At 77.0% G+C, this 21682-nt stretch carries 8 protein-coding genes, 1 pseudogene and 1 riboswitch; of the genes and pseudogenes, 4 read left to right on the top strand and 5 right to left on the bottom strand.

Translation table 11 applies throughout. The features are described 5' to 3' along the window. Positions 1 to 330 precede the first annotated feature (330 nt). The 3 genes from AC2TEW_RS08845 to AC2TEW_RS08835 are packed head-to-tail and all read left to right on the top strand — an operon-like array spanning position 331 to position 14122. The gene (locus tag AC2TEW_RS08845) at positions 331 to 5184 is read left to right on the top strand and encodes a non-ribosomal peptide synthetase (protein WP_484622787.1); all 4854 of its coding nucleotides are present in this window, start codon (positions 331 to 333) and stop codon (positions 5182 to 5184) included. Beyond that, the gene (locus tag AC2TEW_RS08840; RefSeq protein ID WP_484622786.1) at positions 5181 to 13463 is read left to right on the top strand and encodes a non-ribosomal peptide synthetase/MFS transporter; all 8283 of its coding nucleotides are present in this window, start codon (positions 5181 to 5183) and stop codon (positions 13461 to 13463) included. Before AC2TEW_RS08845 ends, AC2TEW_RS08840 begins: the two co-directional genes overlap by 4 nt. After that, a complete protein-coding gene (locus AC2TEW_RS08835; RefSeq protein WP_484622785.1) occupies positions 13463 to 14122 on the top strand; it encodes a DUF6875 domain-containing protein in 660 nt (219 codons plus the stop codon). Before AC2TEW_RS08840 ends, AC2TEW_RS08835 begins: the two co-directional genes overlap by 1 nt. Before the next feature lie 68 nt (positions 14123 to 14190). Here AC2TEW_RS08835 and AC2TEW_RS08830 read toward each other — a convergent pair. From AC2TEW_RS08830 to AC2TEW_RS08815, 4 genes and pseudogenes are all read right to left on the bottom strand, one after another. Beyond that, positions 14191 to 15098, bottom strand: a pseudogene (locus AC2TEW_RS08830) (M14 family metallopeptidase). A gap of 571 nt (positions 15099 to 15669) precedes the next feature. Beyond that, the gene (locus tag AC2TEW_RS08825) at positions 15670 to 16650 is read right to left on the bottom strand and encodes an AEC family transporter (protein ID WP_484622784.1); all 981 of its coding nucleotides are present in this window, start codon (positions 16648 to 16650) and stop codon (positions 15670 to 15672) included. A gap of 115 nt (positions 16651 to 16765) precedes the next feature. After that, the gene (locus AC2TEW_RS08820; protein ID WP_484622783.1) at positions 16766 to 17809 is read right to left on the bottom strand and encodes a LysM peptidoglycan-binding domain-containing protein; all 1044 of its coding nucleotides are present in this window, start codon (positions 17807 to 17809) and stop codon (positions 16766 to 16768) included. A gap of 4 nt (positions 17810 to 17813) precedes the next feature. Next, a riboswitch (cyclic di-AMP (ydaO/yuaA leader) is annotated at positions 17814 to 17966 on the bottom strand. Between the two features lie 345 nt (positions 17967 to 18311). Continuing rightward, positions 18312 to 18806 carry a MarR family winged helix-turn-helix transcriptional regulator gene (locus AC2TEW_RS08815; protein ID WP_484622782.1) on the bottom strand — a complete coding sequence of 165 codons (495 nt, stop codon included), beginning with the start codon at positions 18804 to 18806 and terminating at the stop codon, positions 18312 to 18314. Between the two features lie 95 nt (positions 18807 to 18901). Here AC2TEW_RS08815 and AC2TEW_RS08810 point away from each other — a divergent pair, with 95 nt between their 5' ends. Next, complete coding sequence (locus tag AC2TEW_RS08810; protein ID WP_484622781.1) at positions 18902 to 19786, top strand: SDR family NAD(P)-dependent oxidoreductase; 885 nt, start codon at positions 18902 to 18904, stop codon at positions 19784 to 19786. Between the two features lie 24 nt (positions 19787 to 19810). Here AC2TEW_RS08810 and AC2TEW_RS08805 read toward each other — a convergent pair whose 3' ends face one another. Continuing rightward, on the bottom strand, positions 19811 to 21361 hold the full coding sequence (locus tag AC2TEW_RS08805) for an MFS transporter (protein ID WP_484622780.1): 1551 nt from the start codon (positions 21359 to 21361) through the stop codon (positions 19811 to 19813). Between the last annotated feature and the right edge of the window lie 321 nt (positions 21362 to 21682).

Genomic DNA, 21682 nt, shown 5'->3' with positions numbered 1-21682 from the left:
GGCGGGGCGGGCGGGGCGGCGACGGAAAGGGGCGTCAGCTCGGGTGAATAGTGGAATGGATCTGATCAGCTGAAAACACCGATGGGGTTCCGGCCGGGAAATCCGCCCCGGCCGTCACCGCCGCCCGGCCTTCCCTGGCGCTCCGTCACCTGCCGTGACCGGCAGCGGAGTTCATTGACTTGGTTCGGGCCGCCGGGGATTATCGGTGCCTGTTCGACCGGGCCAGGGCACTCACCGAGGTGCACCGGCCGCTGTGACGGCCACCGCCGTTGGGGTCGGTGGGGGGAGGCTGCGCGCCGTGGTGCCCGCAGCCGGGAGAAGGACGTGCGCGTGCCCACTGTGCCCGAGCTCGTGGCGGCCCGCGCGGCCGCCGACCCGGACCGCACCGCCCTGCTGCAGGGTGACCGGGAACTCACCTACGGCGCCCTGCTCGACTGGGCCGACGCGCTGGCCGCGCGGCTGACCGGAGCCGGCGTGGGCCCGGGCGCCACGGTCGCGGTGGTCTGCGAGCGCTCGATCGAGTACGTGGTCGCCGCACTCGCGGTGCTGCGGGCGGGCGCCTGCTACCTGCCGGTCGACCCCGCCTACCCGGCCGAGCGCCGGGAGCTGATGCTCGCGGACGCCGCCGTGGCCGCGGTGCTGGACGCCGCCGCCGTCACCGCCGCCCGCACCCCCGCCGGCACCCCCGCCGCGCCCCGCCGTCCGGCCGGCTCCCCGGCCCCCGGCGACCTCGCCTACGTGGTGTACACCTCCGGCTCCACCGGCCGCCCCAAGGGCGTCGCCGTCGAGCACGGCAGCCTGCTGAACCTGGTGGGCTGGGTGCACGCCGCCTTCGCCCCCGGCCCCGGCGACCGCACCCCGCTGCTGTCGGCGGTCGGCTTCGACGCCTCGGTGCTGGAGCTGTGGCCGTACCTGACGGCGGGCGCCACCCTGGTGGTCGCCACCGAGCACGACCGGCGCTCCCCGGCCCGGCTGCGGGACTTCCTGGTCGACGCCGGGATCACCCTGGCGTTCGCCGCCACCCCGCTGGCCGAGGCCCTGACCGCGCTGCCCTGGCCCGCCACCACCGCCCTGCGCACCCTGCTCACCGGCGGCGACCGGCTCACCGCCCGGCCCCCGGCCGGGCTGCCGTTCACCCTGGTCGACAACTACGGGCCCGCCGAGTCCACCGTGGTCGCGCTCTCCGGCCGGGTCGACCCCGGCGACGGCCCGGCCGCCATCGGCCGCCCGCTGCCCGGGATCACCGCCCTGGTCCGCGACGCGGCCGGCGCCGAGGCGCCCGACGGCGAGGTGGGCGAGCTGTACCTCGGCGGGGCGGGCCTGGCCCGCGGCTACCTGGGCCGCCCGGAGCTCACCGCCGAACGCTTCACCGCCGACCCGGCCGCGGGCCGGCTCTACCGGACCGGCGACCTGGTGCGCCGCCGCCCGGACGGCGCGTACGAGTTCGTCGGACGCGCCGACGACCAGGTGCAGATCCGCGGCTTCCGGGTCGAGCCTGGCGAGGTGGAGGCCGCGGTCGGCGCCCTGCCGGGCGTCCGGGCGGCCGCCGTGGTGGCCGGACCGGACGCCACCGGCGAGCCCTGCCTGCGGGCGTTCTACGTCCCCGCCCCCGACGGCCCCGCGGCCGACGCCGTCCGCCGCGCCCTCGCCGCCCGGCTGCCCGCCCACCTGGTACCGGCCGCCGTGCACGCCCTGGACGCACTGCCGCTGACCGGCCACGGCAAGACCGACCGGGCCGCGCTGCGGGCCCGCTCGGCCGGCGAACGCCCCCCGGCGGCGCCACCGCGCACCCCCACCGAGGCGCTGCTCGCGGACATCTGGTCGGAGGTGTTCGGCTTCCGGGTCGGCGTGGACGAGCCGTTCGACGAACTCGGCGGACACTCGCTGCGGGCGATGCGGATCGTCGCCCGGATCGCCGAACGCTGCGGCGCCGACCTCGCCCCGGCCGACCTGTTCGGCCGCCGCACGGTCGCCGACCTCGCCCGGACCGTGGACGCCTCGGCGCGCGCCGACGGCCCCGGACAGCCGCTGGAACCGCCGATGCCGGCCGACGGCGACGCCCCGCTGAGCTCGGCCCAGGCCCGGCACTGGTTCATCGACCAGTTCGCGCCCGACCGGGCCATCTCCAACGTCTCGGTCGGCCTCACCGTCACCGCCGACCCGCAGCCCGGCCCCGCCGTCGACGAGCGCGCCCTCGCCGAGAGCATCGCCGAACTGGTCCGCCGCCACCCCGCGCTGCGCACCGCCCACCTCGACACCCCGGACGGCCCGCGCCAGCGGGTCCTGCCCTGGACCGGTACCGCCGACGACCTGGTCGAGACGGTCGACCTGCGGCACGCACCCGGCTCCGCCGCCGAACGCTTCGCCGCGCAGACCGCCCGGCCGTTCGACCTGACCGCCCCGCCGCTGCTGCGCGCCACCCTGGCCCGGACCGGCGATCGGCGCTGGGAGATCTGCCTGACCGTCCACCACATCGCCGTCGACGGGCGCTCGGTGGAGATCCTGCTCGCCGACCTGGCCGAGGTCTACCCGGCGCTGGCCGAGGGCCGCCGCCCCGCCGACCGCCCGGCCGGCCCCGGCCCCGCCGAACCGGCCCGCTGGGAACAGGCCCAGCAGCACCGGCACCCCGCCCTGCTGGAGTACTGGACCCGCACCCTGGACGGCGCCCCGCCGCTCCTCGACCTCACCCCCGGCGAGACCCGCCCGCCGCAGCCCAGCTTCCGCGGCGCCACCGCCGCCCGCCGCCTGCAGGCCGGGCTGCGCGGCACCCTGGACCGGACCGCCCGGCGGCTCGGCGCCACCCCGTACATGGTGCTGCTGGCCGGCCTGCTGACCGTGCTGCACCGCTGCACCGGGCAGCGCGACCTGGTGGTCGGCACCCCGGTCGGCGACCGGCCCAGGGCCGCCTTCGAGTCGGCCGTCGGCTGCTTCGTCAACACCCTGCCGCTCCGGGTCGACCTGGGCGGCCGGCCGGACTTCGCCGAGCTCGTCGACCGGGTCCGGGCGGTCACCGCCGGGGCGTACGCCCACCGGGCGCTGCCGTTCGAGCGGCTGGTGGAGGAGCTGATGCCGGCCGGGCGGCGGGCCCACCACCCGGTGTTCCAGGTGATGCTGGTGCTCCAGCAGCCCGAGCTCACCGAGGTCCGGCTGCCCGGTGCCACCGTCCGCTTCGACGGCGAACTCCCCGCCGAACGCGGCCGGTTCGACCTCACCGTGGTGCTCGACCGGGACCGGCTGGCGGTGGAGTACGCCACCGACCTGTTCGACGCCGCCTTCGCCGAGCGGCTCGCCGACCAGCTGCTGCGGGTGCTCGCCGCCGCCGGCGCCGACCCGGCGACCGCCCTGGACGCGATCGAGCTGCTCACCGACGCCGAACGCGATCAGGTGCTGGCCTTCGGCCGCGGCGCCCCCGCCCGCCGCCCCGGACCGGTGCACGACCGGATCGCCGGCCCGCCCAGCCGCCCCGCCGTCGTCTGCGAGGACGAGAGCCTCGACTACGCCGCACTCGACCTGGCCGTCAACGGCCTCGCCCACGCCCTGACCGGACACGGCCTCACCCCCGGCACCCCGGTCGCGGTCTGCCTGCCCCGCTCGGTCCACTCGGTGGTCGCCATGATCGCCGTGCACCGGGCCGGCGGCGTGTACGTCCCGATCGACCCGGCCTTCCCCGACGAGCGGCTGCGGCAGCTGCTCGCCGACGCCGCCCCGCCGTTCGCGGTCTGCACCGACGGACCCGGCGGCACCGCGGAACGCCTGCGGGCGCTCACCGCCGCGCCGCTCACCACCCTCGGCGCCCGCCAGCCGGGCCGCACCGACCGGCCGCCGGTGCGGGTCGGCGACGACGACACCGCCGACATCATGTTCACCTCCGGCTCCACCGGCCGCCCCAAGGGCGTCCTGCTGACCCACGGCGGCCTGGCCAACCTGGTGGCCGCCAAGGTCGACCTGTTCGACGTCCGGCCCGACTCCACCGTGCTGCAGTTCGTCGCGTTCGGCTTCAGCGTCTCCATCTCCGACGTCTACATGACCCTCACCACCGGCGGCACCCTGGTGGTCCGCGGCGACGCGGACCTGGCCGGGGAGGACCTCGCCGCACTGATCCGCCGGCACGGCGTCACCAACCTGGTGCTGCCCGCCTCCGTCCTCGCCGCACTGCCCGACACCGACCTGCCGTCCGTGCGCGCGATCACCGTCGGCGGCGAGGCGTGCAGCGCCGCCCTGGTCGACCGCTGGGCACCGGGCCGGCACTTCGTCAACGCCTACGGCCCGACCGAGGCCACCACCGCCACCGCCGTCGGCGTCTGCCGCCCCGGCGGCGGGCGGCCCACCGTCGGCCACCCGATCCCCGGCGCCCTGGTCCACCTGCTGGACGAGCACCACCGCCCGGTCCCGGTCGGCGTCCCCGGCGAGCTGTACATCGGCGGCGCGGGCGTCGGCCGCGGCTACCTCGGACGCCCGGACCTGACCGCCGAACGCTTCCTGCCCGACCCGTTCGCCGACGGCGGCGGCCGGATGTACCGCACCGGCGACCTGGCCCGCTGGCTGCCCGACGGCCGGATCGCCCTGCTCGGCCGCAACGACGACCAGGTCAACGTCCGCGGCGCCCGGGTCGAGATCGGCGACATCGAGGCCGCACTGCGCGCCCACCCGGCCGTCGCCGACGCCGCCGCCGCCGTCCAGCGCCACCCGGTCGCGGGGGAGCGGCTGGTCGCCCACCTGGTACCCGCCGCCGACGCCCCCGCCGTCCCCGCCCCGCCCGCCGCCGACGGGCCGCTCGCGCCGGCCGCCGTCCGCGCCTTCCTCGCCGACCGGCTGCCCGCCCACGCCGTCCCCACCGCCTTCGTCACCCTGCCCGCCCTGCCCCGCACCAGCACCGGCAAGGTCGACCGGCGCGCCCTGCCCGACCCCGGCGACCTCCCCGGGCAGCAGGCCGCCCGGCGCGGCCCGGCCGGGCCGATCGAGGAGATCCTGGTCGAGATCTGGACCGAGGTGCTCGGCACCGAACCCGGCGTGGACGACGACTTCTTCGCGATCGGCGGCCAGTCCCTGCTCGCCGCCGCCGTCGCCGCCCGGATCCGGGACCGCTTCGAGATCCCCTTCCCGGTCCGGGCCCTGTTCGACGAACCCACCATCGCCGCGCTCGCCGGCGCCGTCGAGAAGGCGATTGTCGAGGACCTCGGATGACCACCCTGGAACCCCCGGCGGCCACCCTGGAACAGCGCCTGGCCGAACGGCTCGCCCGGGCCCGGGCCCGCCGCCCCGCCGCCGCCCCCGCCTTCCCGCCCAGGCCCCCCGGCGCCACCCCGCTCTCCGGCGCCCAGCGGCGGCTGTGGTTCCTGCACCGCTGGGACCCCGACAGCGCCGCCTACACCATCCCGGTCGCCTGGCGGCTGCGCGGCCCGCTCGACGCGGCGCGGCTCGCCGGCGCGCTGACCGCCGTCGCCGCCCGGCACGAGATCCTGCGCACCCGCTACCCGGTGCCGGCCGACGACGGCGGCGAGCCCACCCCCGTCGTCGACGACCCGGCGCCCGTCCCGCTGCCGGTCCGCGAGGCGCCCGACGGCCTCGACGCGGCGCTGCGCCGCGCGATCGCCGAACCCTTCGACCTGGACCTGCGCCCGCCGCTGCGCGCCGAACTGCTCCGGCTGGCCCCCGACGACCACGTCCTGGTGGTCTGCCTGCACCACATCGCCGCCGACGGCTGGTCGGTCGGCCTGCTGGCCGCCGACCTCGCCGCCGCCTGGCAGCACGGCGGCCCGCTGCCGCCCGCCACCGGCTACGCCGACGTCACCCACGCCCGGCGCCACCTCACCCACGAACCCGAACTCGCCTACTGGCAGCAGCGGCTGGACGGCGCCCCGACCGTCCTCGAACTGCCCGCCGACCGCCCCCGGCAGGCCGTCGCCGACGACGCCGGCGCCGCCCTGCGCTTCACCCTCGACGAGAGGGCCACCGCCGCCCTGCGCAGCCTGGCCGCCGAGACCCGGTGCACCACCTTCATGGTCCTGCTGGCCGCCTTCCAGGCCCTGTGCGCCCGCTACGCCGGGGTCGACGACGTCCTGGTCGGCACCCCGGTCGCGGGCCGCGACGAGGTGCCCGAGGTGTTCGGCTGCTTCCTGGACACCATCGTGCTGCGCACCCGCTTCCCCGACGGCCTGACCGGCCGCCACCTGCTCGCCGGGGTCCGGGAGTCGGTCCTCGCCGACACCGCCAACAGCGCGCTGCCGTTCGACCGGCTGGTCGGCCGCACCACCCGGCAGGCCGGCCACCACCCGCTCTACCAGGTGCAGTTGGTGGCCACCCACGTCCCCCGGGTACCGCTGCGCCTGGACGGTCTGGACGTCACCCACCAGGACGTCGAACCCCGGACCGCCAAGGTCGACCTCTCGCTGTCCGCCGAGGACCTCGGCGGCCCCACCGTCGAGATCACCGCGGTGTACCGCACCGCCCTGTTCGACCGGGCGTCGGTCGAGCGCTTCCTGCGGCAGTACGGCGCGCTGCTCACCGCCCTCGCCGCCGACCCCGACGCCCCCGTCGACCGGCTGCCGCTGCCCGACGGCGACCGGGCCGCGGCCCGCCCGCCGTGGCAGCCCGTCCGGGACACCGTGCTGGACCGCTTCGACCACGGGGTCCGCACCCACCCCGACCGGCCCGCCGTGCACGCCCCCGACGGCACCCTCGACTACGCCGGACTCGACCGGGCCGCCCGCACCCTGGCCGGACGGCTGCACGGCGCCGCCGTCGTCGCCGTCCACGCCACCCCCGGCACCGGCTTCCTCACCGCCGTGCTGGCCTGCTGGCGGGCCGGCGCCGCCTACCTCCCCGTCGACCCCGCCCTGCCCGAGGCCCGGCAGCGCGAACTGCTCACCGCGGCCGGCGCCGCCCTGCTGGTCTCCGGGCCCGCCCACGCCCCCGTCGTCCGCCGCACCGGCGCCGACGGCACCCCGCAGCCCGGCCTCGCCTACGTGATGTTCACCTCCGGCTCCACCGGCCGCCCCAAGGGCGTCGCCGTCGGCCACGACAGCCTCGCCGCCTACCTGGCCGCCGTCACCCCGGTACTCACCCCCGACCCGGCCGCCGCGCCGGCCGCCGAGCAGTACGCCGTCTGCTCCACCCTCGCCGCCGACCTCGGCCACACCATGCTGTTCGGCGCGCTGTGGGCCGGCGGCACCGTCCGGCTGCTCGACCCCGCCCTGGTCGCCGACGCCGACGCGCTCGCCGCCGCCCTCGCCGACCACCCCGTCGACCTGCTCAAACTGGTCCCCTCCCAGCTCGCCGCGCTGCTCACCGCCGACCGGCCGGCCGACCTGCTGCCCCGCCGCTGCCTGGTGCTCGGCGGCGAGGCGGCCGGCTGGGAGCTCGTCGACCGGGCCGCCGCCCTGCGACCCGGCCTGCGGATCGTCAACCACTACGGGCCCACCGAGACCACCGTCGGCGTCCTCACCCACGTCCTCTCGGACCACCCCGCGGCAGACCGGCCCCCCGCGCCGCCGCTCGGCCGCCCGCTGCCGCACGTCGAGGCGCTGATCCTGGACCGCCACGGCCGGCCCGTCCCGCCCGGGGCCGTCGGCGAACTGTGGATCGGCGGCCCCGCCGTCACCCGCGGCTACCACGGCGACCCCGGGCGGACCGCCGAACGCTTCACCACCGACCCGGACACCGGCACCCGCCGATACCGCACCGGCGACCGGGTCCGGCTGCGCCCCGACGACACCGTGGAGTTCCTCGGCCGCGCCGACCGGCAGGTCAAGATCCGCGGCTACCGGGTCGAACCCGGCGAGGTCGAGGCCGCCCTGCGCGCCGAACCCGGCATCACCGACGCCGCCGTCCTCGCCGCCGACGGCCGGCTGACCGCCTACCTGGTCGCCGACGCCCCGGCGGCCCTGGACGGCCTCGCCGACCGGCTCGCCGCCCGGCTGCCCGCCCACCTCGTCCCCGCCGCACTCGTCCCGCTCGACGCCCTGCCGCTGACCGCCAACGGCAAGGTCGACCGCGCCGCGCTGCCCGCCGCCCCGGCCCCCGCCACCACCGGCCGCCCGCCCGCCACCCGGCTGGAACGCGCCGTCGCCGCCGTCTACACCGACCTGCTCGGCGTCCCCGTCACCGACGCCGACGCCGACTTCTTCGCCCTCGGCGGCCACTCCCTGCTCGCCACCCGCGCCGTCTCCCGGCTGCGCCGCGACCTCGGCACCACCGTGGCACTGCCCGTCCTGTTCGCCCACCCCACGGTCGCCGGCCTCGCCCGGCAACTCGCCGCGCTGCGCCCCGGCACGACCACCCACCCGCCGCTGCGCCCCGGCAGCCCGGTCACGGTCTCCTTCGCCCAGCAGCGGCTCTGGTTCCTCGACCAGGTCACCCCCGGCAACCCCGCCTACAACCTCCCGTACGCGCTGCGCCTGGACGGCGACCTCGACGTGCCCGCGCTCGCCGCCGCACTCACCGCGGCCGCCGCCCGCCACGACAGCCTGCGCACCGTCTTCCCCGCCGCCGACGGCGCCCCCGCCCCCCGGGTGCTGCCGCCCGCGCCCGTCCCGCTGCCCGTCACCGACCTGCGCGGCGCCCCCGCCGAACGGCTGCGCACCGAGGTCGACGCCGAGTTCCGGCACGGCTTCGACCTCGCCGCCGGCCCGCTGCTGCGGGCCCGGCTGCTGCGCACCGAGGACCGCGCCCACCTGCTGCTGCTGACCTTCCACCACATCGTCTTCGACGGCTGGTCGTACGCGCTGTTCGCCGCCGAGGTCGGCGCCGCGTACGCGGGCACCCCGCTGCCGCCGCCCGGAGTCCAGTACGCCGACCACGCCGCCTGGCAGCGCGGCACCGACCACACCGAGGGCCTCGCGCACTGGCGCGAACTGCTGCGCGGCGCACCGCCCTTCCTCGAGCTGCCCGCCGACCGGCCCCGGCCCGCCCGCCCGACCCACACCGGCGGCGCCGTCCCCCTCACCGTCCCCGCCGAGGTCTCCGCACCCCTGCTGGGGATCGGCCGGGCCGAGGGCGCCACCGCCTTCATGACGCTGTTCGCCGCCTACCAGGTGCTGCTCGCCCGGTACGCCGGCACCGACGACCTGGTGGTCGGCGTCCCGGTGGCCGGCCGGCACCACCCCGACGCCGACGACCTGGTCGGCTTCTTCGTCAACATGCTGCCGCTGCGCGGCCGGCCGCGCCCCGGCCTGACCTTCCGCGAGCACCTGCGGGCCGTCCGGGACACCTGCGTGGCCGCCTTCGGCCACGCCGAGGTGCCCTTCGAATGGCTGGTCGAGCAGCTCGCGCCGGTCCGCGACCCGGCCCGCACGCCGCTGTTCTCCACCATGTTCGCCCTGCAGAACATGCCCGCCCCGGTCTGGCGGCTGCCCGGACTGACCGCCACCGCGGCCGACGGCCCCACCGGCGTCGCCAAGTTCGACCTCTCGCTGATCCTGGTCGAGCAGCCCGACGGCCTCACCGGCGCCCTGGAGTACAGCGCCGACGTCCTCGCCCCCGCCACCGCCGAACGGCTGGCCGGCCACTTCGCCACCCTGCTGCGGGCCGTCGCCGCCGACCCCGACACCGCCCTCGCCGACCTGCCGCTCGCCGACGCCGCCGAGACGCACCGCGTCCTCACCGCGTGGAACGACACCGCCGCCGACCTGCCCACCGCCACCGTGCCCGAGCAGATCGCCGCCCAGGCCGCCCGCACCCCGCACGCCACCGCCGTCGGCGACGGCACCCGCACCCTCGACTACGCCGCACTCGACCGGCAGGCCGACGCCCTGGCCCGCACCCTCGCCGCCCACGGCGTCGGACCGCAGACCGTGGTCGGCGTCGCCGCCGACCGCACCACCCGGCTGCCGGTCGCGCTGCTCGCCGTGCTGCGGGCCGGCGGCACCTACCTGCCGCTCGATCCCGACTACCCCGCCGAGCGGCTCACCCACATGCTCGCCGACTCCGGCGCCGCCGCCCTGCTCACCGACGACGGCACCGCCCTGCCCGGCGTCCCCTTCGACGGCCCGGTCCTCGCCCTGCACACCCCCGGCCCGGGCCCCGCCACCCCGGCGGCCCCGCCCGTACCGCTGCCCGCACCCGACCCCGACCGCACCGCCTACCTGCTGTACACCTCCGGCTCCACCGGCCGCCCCAAGGGCGTCGCCGTCCCGCACCGCGCCCTCGCCAACCTGCTCGGCGCGATCCGCCGCACCCTCGGCGGCTTCGGCCCCGACGACGTCCTGCTGGCCATCACCACCCTCTCCTTCGACATCGCCGGCCTGGAACTGTGGCTGCCGCTGGTCACCGGCGCCCGGGTCGAACTCGCCGACCGCACCACCGTCCGCGACGGCGCCGCCCTCGCCCGCCGGATCGCCGACAGCGGCGCCACCTGCCTGCAGGCCACCCCCGCCACCTGGCGCCTGCTGCTGGAGGCCGGCTGGAGCGGCGGCCCGCGGCTCACCGCCCTGTGCGGCGGCGAGGCCCTGCCCACCGACCTCGCCGCCGCCCTGCGCCCGCGGGTCGGCGCCCTGTGGAACCTCTACGGCCCCACCGAGGCCACCGTCTGGGCCACCGCCCGCCGGATCGACGACGACGGCGAGATCACCGTCGGCCGCCCGCTCGCCAACACCACCGCGTACGTCCTCGACGACCGCCTGCGCCCGGTCCCGGTCGGCGCCGTCGGCGACCTGTACCTCGGCGGCGCCGGCCTCGCCCACGGCTACCACCGCAGGCCCGACCTGACCGCCGCCGCCTTCGTCCCCAACCCCTTCGGACCCGGCCGCCTCTACCGCACCGGCGACCTCGCCCGCCACCGCGCCGACGGCCAACTCCTGCTGCTGGGACGGGCCGACGGCCAGATCAAACTCCGCGGCCACCGGATCGAGACCGGCGAGATCGAAGCCGTCCTCGCCGAACACCCCGGGATCCGCCGCGCCGCCGTCGTCCTGCGCCCCGACCGGGCCGGCGAGCCCCGGCTGGTCGGCCACCTGGTCACCACCGGGCCGGTCGACCTCACCGAGGTCACCGCCTGGCTGCGCCGCCGCCTGCCCGCCCACCTGGTGCCCGCCCGGCTCGCCACCATCGACGAACTGCCGCTCAGCCCCGCCGGAAAGCTCGACCGGGCCGCCCTGCCCGCCCCGCCCGAGGCGACCCCCGGCGGCCCGGCCGCGACCCCCACCACCCCCGCCGAAGCCCTGGTCGCCGCCGTCTTCCAGGACGTCCTGGAACGGCCGGTCGGCCTCGACGAGGACTTCTTCGCCGCCGGCGGCGACTCCATGCGCGCCGTCCGCGCGGTCCGCCGGATCGACCCCGAGCTCTCCGTCCTCGACCTGTTCGGCCACCCCACCGTCCGCGCCCTCGCCGCCCGCCTCGGCGGGCCCGGCCGCACCGCCGACCTGATCCACCGGATGACCGGCACCACCGCCGACCAGGCCGAGGTCACCGTCCTCGCCGTCCCGTTCGGCGGCGCCGGCGCCATCGTCTACCGCGACCTCGCCGAACGGCTGCCCGACGGCTGGGCCCTGTACGCCGTCCAGCCGCCCGGCCGCGACCCGGCCCACCTGGAGGAGAGCGCCGAGGCGGCCGCCGGCCTCGCCCGCCGCTGCGCCGAGCGGATCCTGCGCGAACGCCCCGGCCCGGTGGTCCTGTACGGCCACTGCGTCGGCGCCGCCCTCGCCACCGCGATCGAGGCCGAACTGCGCGCCGCCGGCCACCCCGTCCTCGGCCTGGTCGTCGGCGCGGCCTTCCCGACCGCCGAACTGCCGGGCCCGCTCGGCCGCCTGGCCCGCCTCGCCCCCGGCCGCCGGCAGTCCGACCGCGCCCTCACCGACGGCCTGCGCGCCCTCGGCGGCCTCGCCGAGGACCTCCCCGAACCGGAACGCCGGCTGCTGGCCGCGGCCGTGCGGCACGACGCCGTCGAGGCCGAACGCTTCTACGGCGCCCCCGCCACGGCCGGCCCCACCCCCGTCCTGGTGGTGGTCGGCGAACGCGACAAGGTCACCGAGTTCCACCGCGAACGCGCCCACGAATGGGCCGCCTACGGCTCCGCCGTCGACACCGCCGTGGTCCCCGGCGCCGGCCACTTCTTCCAGCGCGAACCCGCCCTCGCCGACCTGCTGCGGCAACGGGTGGAACGCTGGCGGCGCGCGGAGGGACCGGCCGAACCGCCCGAGGTGCCGCCGCCCGCCCGGCTCACCGCCTTCCTCACCGTCACCCTCGGCCAACTGGTCTCGCTGGTCGGCACCGGACTGTCCACCTTCGCCCTCGGCCTGTGGGCCTACCGCACCACCGGCGCCGTCACCGCCTTCGCCGCCATCGCCGCGTTCGCGCTGCTCCCGGCCATCCTGGCGGCGCCGATCGCGGGCGCCGTCGCCGACCGCTACGACCGCCGCCGGGTGATGATCGGCTGCGACCTGGCCGCCCTCGGCGCCGGCGCGGCCGCCGCCGCCCTGCTCACCACCGGGTCCCTGCGGCTGTGGCAGCTGTACGCGGTGGTGATCGTGGGAGCCGTCGCCACCGCCTTCCGGCAGCCCGCCTACCTCGCGGCCGTCACCCAGCTCACCCCCAAACGCTACCTGGGCCAGGCCAACGGCGTGGTCGGCCTGGGCACCGCCACCGGCACCCTGTTCGCCCAACTCCTCGGCGGCGCCCTGGCGGTGGCCGTCGGCCTGGCCACCGTGGTGTGGCTGGACGTGGCCTCCTTCGCGATCTCGCTCACCACCCTGCTGGTGGTCCGCTTCCCCGACCTCGGCTTCGTCCGCCGGGACGGGCCGCTGCTGCGCGAGATCACCGAGGGCTGGCGCTTCCTGGCCCGCCGCCGCGGCCTGATCGCCCTCGCCGTCTTCTTCGCCGTCGCCAACGCGCTCGGCGGCGTGGTGACGGTCCTGGTCACCCCGCTGGTCCTGGCCTTCGGCTCACCCGCCACCCTCGGCGTGGTGCTCGCCGCCCAGGGCGCCGGACTGCTCGCCGGCAGCGCCCTGATGGCGCTCTGGGGCGGCACCCGCCGCCGGGCCGCCGGCATGATCGCCTTCGTCGGGCTGTTCGCCGCCTCCGCGGTGGTGATCGGCCTGCGCCCGACCGCGTTCTTCCCGACCGCCGGCATGTTCGGCATCGGCGTCTGCGCGGCCCTGATCAACGCCCACTGGCTGGCCCTGGTCCAGCTCAAGGTCGGCCTCGACCTCCAGGGCCGGGTGCTCGCCACCTGCCTGATGCTGGCCCGGCTGGTGATGCCGCTCGGCTACCTGGTCACCGGCCCGCTCACCGACCACGTCTTCGAACCGCTGCTGCGCGACCCCGCGACCCTGCCCGGCACCCTGATCGGCGCCGTGCTCGGCACCGGCCCGGGACGCGGCATGGCCGCCGTCGTGGTGCTCACCGGCCTCGCCGCGCTGGCCTGGACCGCCGCGGGCTACGGGTACCGGCCGCTGCGCGAGGCCGACGACTCACTTCCGGACTCCGGGCGGCCGACCGGCGCCCGCCCGGCCGACCCGCGGGACTCCTGATGCTCACCCACCCCACCAGACCGGACCTGTTCCTGCTGACCGCCGCCGACCTGGAACCGGCCGTCGGCGGCCCCGCCCTCCCGGCGGCCGCCGCGGCCCACGCGGGTGCGCTGCGCGCCGTCCTGGACTGGGCCCGCGCCTACCTCACCGAGCCGCACCCCGACCTCGGCCGCACCGGGCCGGTCTGCCCGTTCGTCGGCGCCTCGCTGCGCGACGAGCGGTTCCACCTGGCGGTCCGCCCGGGCCGGCCGGCCGGGCGCCGCCCGGTGGCGGAGGCGGTCGCGCTGTACCGGGACTGGTTCCTGCGGCTGGCGCCGCCCGGCGGCGCCCGGGCGCAGTTCACCACCATCCTGATCGTCTTCCCCGACCTGCCGACCGCCGAGGCACCCGAACTCGTCGACCGCACCCAGCTGGAGCTGAAGACCGCCTTCGTCGAGGACGGCCTGATGCTGGGCCAGTTCCACGACCTGCCGCCGGACCAGCCGGGCCTGTGGAACCCGGACTTCCGGCCGCTGCGCAGTCCGCTGCCGATGCTGGTGATCCGCCACATGGTGCCGACCGACCTACCGTTCCTGCTGGCCGACCCGCGCCACCTTGCCGCCTACCACCGGCTGTTCGGCGAGCGCGAGCAGCCGGCCCGGCGCCCGGTGCGCTCCTGACCGGCCGCCGCTCCTGACGGCCGCCGTCCCGGGCGGGCCCGCGCAGGGCCCGTCCGGAGCGGCGCCGCTCAGGTCGCGATGCCGCAGTACTGCTGCTGCTTGCCGATCGCCCGGTACACGCAGTCGGCGGTCTCCACCAGCCGCAGCACGGCCTCCCGGTTGCGGCTGGTCTCCCGTCCGATCACCTCGTCGGGCGGGTAGAAGCCGCTGCTGCCGTTCGGGCCCGGGTACATCTCGAAGGTGTACGCGAAGACCCGCTGGGTGCCCCACAGCCAGTCGTCGATCGCCCCGTCGGTGATGTACAGGTCGCTGGACTGCTCGGGGGTGTAGCCGTTGGTGCCGGCCATGGTGCGCCCGAGGGTGGCGAAGGTGTTGTACTCGTCGGCGGTCATGCCGGTGGTGGTGTTGGCCGTGGTCCAGCCGAACGGCCAGAGCACCAGCTGGCTGTAGGTGTGGAAGTCGATCGCCGCGGTGATCTGCTGCTTGCCGCCGACCACCCGGCTGCGCACGAAGTCGGCGACCACCTTGGTCTCCTTGGCGGACTCCGCGGCGCTGCCCCGGTAGGTCTCGCTGGAGGTGGAGCCGGAGGAGCCGCCGCAGCAGCCCCACTTGTAGTTCCAGTTCCGGTTGAGGTCGGTACCGGCGCTGCTGCTGCCCGGGTTGGGCTGGCGGTCCTTGCGCCAGCTGCGGTAGCGGCCGGTGGCGATGTCGTACTCGCCGCCGTCCGGGTTGAGGTCCGGCACCACCCAGATCTCGCGGCTGTTGACGGCGTTCGCGATCCGGCTGTCGGTGGCGTACTTGTCGCCGAACTCGTGCAGCAGGTAGAGCGCCATCTCGACGGTGAGGTGCTCGCGGGCGTGCTGGTGGGCGGTAACAGCACCTCGGGCTCGTTCTCGTCGGTGCCGACGTTGTCGCTGATCTTGATCGCGACGATCGCCCGGCCCTCGTACGAGGTGCCGATGACCCGCTTGCTCATGATGTCGGGGTGGGCGGCGACCACGGCGTCGATGTCGGCGGTGGCCTCGGCGTAGTTGTGGTAGCCGGAGTCCGCGGACGGGAAGTCGTACGGGGTGGCGGCCGCCGGCTCCCGGGCGCCGCCGTCGCCGTCCTGCGGCCCGGGCAGCACGGTGGCGGACCAGCCGAGCGCCCGCAGCCGGCCGGCCTCGGCGGCGGTGGCGGTGACCACCACGGAGTCGCTGCGGACGGCGTCGACGGAGGCGCCGGTGGCGGCGATGGCGGTGCGCTCGGCGACGGTCCGCGGGCCGTCGAGGACGTACTGCCGGGCGGTGTCCGCGCCGACGGCGGACCCGGCGGCCACCGGGTGCGCGGCGGCCTGGGTGGTGAGCGGTGACGCGAGGGCGAGGGCCAGCAGGACGGCGGTGGCCGCGGCGGGCTTCCCTCGACTGGGCAGTCGCATGACTGTCCTCCGGTGGGGGATCCGTAGGGACGGAACAGGGAGGAGGTGCGGCGCGCGCCAGCATGATGGTCCGTCAGTGTCATGGTTTCGTCAAGAAGGCGGGTCCCCGCCGTCCGGGGCGGTGCCCGGCTCAGTGCGTCGGGCCGAGGGCCAGGTACACCAGGGAGAGCGTGCCCATCGACACCAGCGTCGAGGACAGCACCGAGTCCCGGGCCACGGCCGTGCTCAGCCCGTACTCACGGGCGTAGACGAAGGCGTTCTGGGCGGTCGGCAGCGCCGAACAGAGCACCACGGCCAGCAGCTGATGGCGGGGCAGGTGCAGCAGCGGACCGCCGACCGCCAGCGCGACCAGCGGCTGGACCAGCGTCTTCAGGACCACGGCCACGCCGACCTCCGCGCGCAGCCCGGGCCCGGCCCCGGCCCGGCGGCCGTGCAGCGACATGCCGAGGGTGAGCAGGGCGGTCGGGACGGCCGCGGCGCCGAGCAGTTCGCCGGGCCGGGCCAGGAACGGCGGCAGCCGCCACCCCGCGGCGGAGACCAGTACGCCGAGGGCCGAGGCCAGGATGACCGGGTTGCGGACCGGCATGGTGAGCAGCCGCCGCAGCGGGCCGGGCGCCGCCGCCCCGGCGCCGCCCGGCATTCCCGCACCGGCCGCCGCGCGGGCCCGCGCGGTGCCCGCGTCGAGCAGGGCGAGGATCACCGGGGACACCAGCAGGACCTGGAACAGCAGGATCTGGGCCACGAACGAGGCGTCACCGAGCACCTGGACGGCCACCGGGATGCCGAGGTTGGCCGAGTTGACGTAGCCCGCCGCCATCCCGCTGATCGCCTGGTCGGCCGGGGCCCGGCGGAACAGCAGCCGGCCCGCCAGGAAGCCCAGCCCGGCGGTGAGTACCGTGCCCGCGGCGAAGGCCAGCATCGCGGAGCCCACCAGACCCGCCGGGCGCGCCCCGGCGAGCATGGTGAACAGCGCGGCGGGCATGGCCACATGGAAGACGAACCGCCCGAGCACCGTCTCGGCCTGCTCCCCGAGCAGGCCGGTCCGGGCGATCAGCAGGCCGACGGCGGTGAGGACCCAGATCGGGGCGAAACCGGCGAGCAGGGACTGCATGGAACCTCGGCTGGGATCGTTCGGGCACGGGCCGTCGGCAGCAGTCTGCCAGGCCCGTGCCCGGTGCTCCGGTGCGGGGTTCGGGTGGGGCCGGCCGGGGCCGGGCCCCGGCCGGTCAGGGGAGGGTGAGCACCTGTCCGGGGTGGATCAGGTCGGGGTTGGTGCCGACCGTGGGGGAGTTGTGGTCGTAGAGGTGCTGCCAGCCGCCCAGGGTCAGGTTGTTGGAGATGGTGGAGAGGGTGTCGCCCGGGGCGACGGTGTAGGTGGTCGCGGGCGCCGGGGTGGTGGCGGCGGCGGGCGTGGTGGTGGCGGCCGCCGCGGCCGGGTCCGGGGTGGCCGGCTGGCCGCCGGTGGCGGGTGCGGTGGTGCCGGAGGCGCCCGGCACCGGCAGGCCCGTGCCGGGGGAGGTGGTGGCGTCCGGGCTGGGGGAGGTGGTGGGTGCGGCGGTGCCGGTGCCGGGCGCCGGGGTGGTGCCCGGGTCCGGGGTCGGGGCCGGGGTGACCGGGGCGGCCGTGGTGGGGTCGACCGGGGTGGTGCCGGGCGCCGTGGCGCCGGGCAGGTCGGTCGGCAGGCCGCCGGGCTGGGCGGGGGCGGCGGGCGGCAGCTCGCCGGTGGTCCCGGTGGTCCCGGTGGTCCCGGGGACGGCGGGGGTCGCGGAGGGCTCCAGGTACGGCAGGACGAAGTGCGGGACGTACCCGCCGTCGCCCCGGACCGGGGTGGAGGCGTCGAGGCTGGGCACGGCCGGGTCGGCGGCGGGCGGGGTGTCGGCCACCGGGGCGGGCAGGCCGGCCGCCGGGCCGCAGGTCGGCCACAGGCTGGAGCCGCGGGCCGCGAGCAGCCGCTCGGCCACGATGATCTGCTCCTGCGGGGTGGCGTGGTCGGGCTGCGCGGCGAACTCGTCGCCGCCGTACGCGGCCCAGGTCCGCAGGGTCAGGCCGAGGCCGCCGTAGGTGCCGGTGCCGGGGTTGCCGTGCCAGTCCCCGTCGGTCTGGCACTGGGCGACCGCCTGCCAGGTGTCCGGCGTCACGGCCGGTGCCGCGTGCGCGCCGGTCGCGGTGAGCAGCGGGAGCGCGAGGCCGACCCCGGCGACGCCGGCGGCCGCGACGGCGCGGTCGGCCTGGGTGGGACGGCGGTGACGCCCGGAACCCGAAAACACCATCAGTTATCCCTCTCCGCACGCCTGCGAGGTGAGCTGTCGGGTTCGGGCCGGGAGGTGGCCCGGCCGCGCTGGGCGCGGCTTCACCCCGAGCCGATGGGGGTCGGCGCAATAACCTGGGTCCCCCGCCCCTGCCCAGGGTGTCCGGTCGTCCCGGTGGCGCGGTGGGCAGGGTTGGGCGTGCCGCGTTCCGGGCGCCCGCAGCGGCGGGCTGCCTGGGAGATTAGAGGGATCAACAGCTCAATAACAAGCCTGCATACCGAGCATCACACAATCATCACGGTTGACTTGGGGGCTGCGGTCGGGAACCGCATGCGGCGCGTGCCGGAACCGTCCGCGACCTGCACCGGAGGTTCGGTGACGCACGGTCGGGCGGCCCTGCCCGGAGCCCGCCGGAACGGTCGGGACATGTGTCCGCCCGGAGCCCGGGTCGCGGTCGGTCGCCCCGGCGCGAGCGCCCGCCGGGGCACGGGGAGGGCGCGGCGGCCCTCCGCGCGCCCCTGCGTCAGTTCCCGGCCTGGGCCGGGCCGTCCGGCCGCTTCCCGGCGTAGGGCTGCTTGAGCTTGCGCCAGACGGTCTCCAGGGCCTGGATGTCCGTCTCGTCCAGGAGTCCGCCGAACACCGGCCGGAGGATCTCCCGGCGGGCCGCGTCCGCCTCGGCGAAGGTCCGCCGGCCGTGCTCGGTCAGGGCGATCCGCACCGAACGGGCGTCGGAGGGGGAGGGGCTGCGGGCGACCAGGCCGCGGGCGGCGAGCGCGTCCACCACCCGGGAGACCTGGCTGCGGCTGAGCATGGTGCGGGCGCCGAGGTCCGAGGCGGCCACCGGCTCGGCCTGGCCGTTGAGCCAGAGCATCACCTCGAACCAGGACAGCGGCAGGCCGTGGGTGCGGGTCAGCTCGCGGTCCACGTGCGCGGCCAGCGTGGTGCCCGCCCAGACCAGGCCGTAGAAGGCGTGGTCCTGGTCGGACAGGGGCCCCAGGGAGAGCTCGGCGCGCGTCATGACCGCATCGTACTTCCTTGCGTGTGCGCGCACACAGTATTAGTGTGTGTGTACACGCAAGTCACTGTGCCGACCGACCCGAACGAGGTACCGCCATGTCCAGCACCGCCCCCCGCGACGCCGCCAACGCCGCCACGCCGAACCGGACCGTCCTGATCACCGGCTGCTCCTCCGGCATCGGCCTGGCCGCGGCCGTCGCCGCCGCCCGGGCCGGCTGGCTGGTGGTCGCCACCATGCGGGACCTCACCCGCTCCGGCGCCCTGGAGCGGGCCGCCGCCGAGGCCGGCGTGGCCGACCTGGTCCAGGTACGGCAGCTGGACGTGACCGACCCCGCGTCGGTGGCCGCCTGCGTCGCCGGTGTGATCACCGAGCACGGGCGGCTGGACGCGGTGGTCAACAACGCGGGCGCCGGCCACCTCGGCACCATCGAGCAGGAGGCCGTCGCGGACGTCCGCGCGGTGATGGAGGTGAACTTCTTCGGCGTCGTGGAGGTCACCCGCGCCGCGCTGCCCCACCTGCGGGCCTCCGGCGGCCGCCTGATCGCGGTGAGCAGCGTCGGCGGCGTGGTCGGCCAGCCGTTCAACGAGGCGTACTGCGCGGCCAAGTTCGCCGTCGAGGGCTTCCTGGAGTCGCTCGCCCCGGTGGCCGCCTCCCAGGGCGTCGCCGTGACCCTGGTCGAGCCCGGTGCCGTGGCCAGCGAGTTCGTGGCCAACGTCGGCGTCGACCTCGAGGCCGCGCTCGGCGCCGCCGGCCCGTACGCCCCGGCCCTCAAGGGCTACCTCGACCGCACCATGGCCGCCTTCGCCAACGGCGCGCAGTCCGCCGAGGGCGCCGCCGCCACCATCGTCGAGGCGCTCGGCGCTGACCGTCCGGCGCTGCGGGTGCAGACCTCCGAGGCCGCCCGGGCCTTCGTCGGGCTCAAGCTGGCCGACCTCGACGGGTCCGCCGTGCTCGGCGCGACCAGCACCTGGATCGCCTGACTCCCCACCGCCGCCGGGGGCCGCTCAGCCCCCGGCGCCGGCGGGCGCCGGTTCGGGCCCGGGCCGGTCGCGCTCGATCTCGCTCTCCCGGACCAGCCACAGGGCCAGCACGGCGCCGACGAAGCTGAGCACCGCGCCCATCCACAGCACCGTGTTCAGGCCGGACAGGAACCCGGCCCGGGCGGCGTCCACCACCGCGCCGCGGACCGGCTCCGGGAACGCCGCCACCGCCTCGTCGAGCGCGCCCGAGGAGGCCGCCTCGACCAGCTGCCGCGGCCGCCCGCCCTCGGCGGCCGGGGTCCCGGCGGCCAGCTCGCGGACCCGCTCGGTGCCGCGGCCGACGAACACCGCGCCCCAGACCGCGATGCCCACCGCGATGCCGACCTGCCGGAAGGTGTCGTTGATGCCGGCGGCCATCCCGCTGCGCTCCTTGGGGACCACGCTCACCGCCACGTCCGCGATCACCGGGTTGATCAGGCCGACCCCCGCGCCCGCCACCACGAAGCCGCTCAGCAGGGTGGACCAGCTGTCGCCGGCCTGGATGTCGCCCATCAGCAGCAGCCCCGTGCCGACCGCCGCGAGCCCGGTCCCGAGCAGCAGCCGGGCCTGCACCCGGGACAGCAGCGCCCCGGCGACCGGCGCCACCAGGAAGCTGAGCGCGGTGATCGGCAGGTACCGCACGCCGGCCGCGAACGGCGACAGGCCGAGGTAGTTCTGCAGGTACAGGGTCAGGTACAGGAACAGCGCGAACAGCGAGCCGGAGACCGCGAACGCGGCCAGCTGCACCCCGGTGAACGCCCCGCGCCGGAACAGCGTCAGCGGCAGCATCGGCTCCGCCACCCGCAGCTCGACCACCACGAACGCGGCCATCAGCAGCGCCGCGCCGACGAACAGCGAGACGATCAGGGCGCTGCCCCAGCCCTCCGCGTTGCCCCGGACCAGCGCCAGGACCAGCAGGAACAGCGAGAGCGAGAAGGTCACCACGCCCGCCCAGTCGATCCGGGTGGCGTTGGGGTCGCGGCTCTCGCGCAGCTTCAGGAAGGTGACCAGCAGCGCCGCCGCCCCGATCGGCAGGTTGAGGTAGAAGATCGACTCCCAGCCCAGCCAGTCGGTCAGCGCGCCGCCGACCAGCGGGCCGACCGCCACCGCGACCCCGATGGTGGCCCCGTACAGGCCCATCGCCGTGCCGCGCTCCCGTCCGGCCGGGAACTCCTGGGCGACCAGGGCCAGCGACACCGCGAACATCACCGCGCCGCCGACGCCCTGCAGCGCCCGGGAGAGGTTGAGGAACGTCGGGTTGGGGGCCAGGGCGCACAGCAGCGAGGCCACCGAGAAGATCACCAGACCGGCCGCGAAGGTCCGCCGCCGCCCGAGCCGGTCGGCCAGCGAGCCGGCCGTCAGCACCAGCGCGGCCAGCGTCAGCGCGTACGCGTCGAACACCCACTGCAGGTCGGTGAAGCTGGCCCCCAGGTCACGGCGGATCGACGGCAGCGCCACGTTCACGACGGTGATGTCCAGCAGGAGCATGAAGGTCGCCACCGAGACGGCGATCAGGGTCCACCACTTGCGTTCCACGGAAAGCCCCGCTCCTCGTCCCGACCGTCGTGTTGTCCGACCGTCGTCCCGACCGGCCGGGTCGGGTCGCCCCGGTGTCCGGCCGTCACCCGGGTCCGGGTGCCGCCGGGTCCGGTGGCCGCCTCTGCAAGATCCGACGGTACGCACCGGCGCGCGCGCCGGGCGCGGGACACGAGCGGGCCGCGGGGTGATTCCGCCGCCCGCGCGGCCGCCCGGCCGGCCGCGGAACCGCCGGTCCCCGGGACTGCGGGGCGACCGGCGCCCGGACGGGCCAGTATGGGAGGAAGGCCGGGCGGGTGACCCGACGGCCCGGATCGAGGT

This window comes from Kitasatospora sp. NEAU-CNBT7, assembly GCF_057220535.1.
Note: the sequence above shows the minus strand (reverse complement) of the source record. Positions and strands in the feature narration are given on the sequence as shown.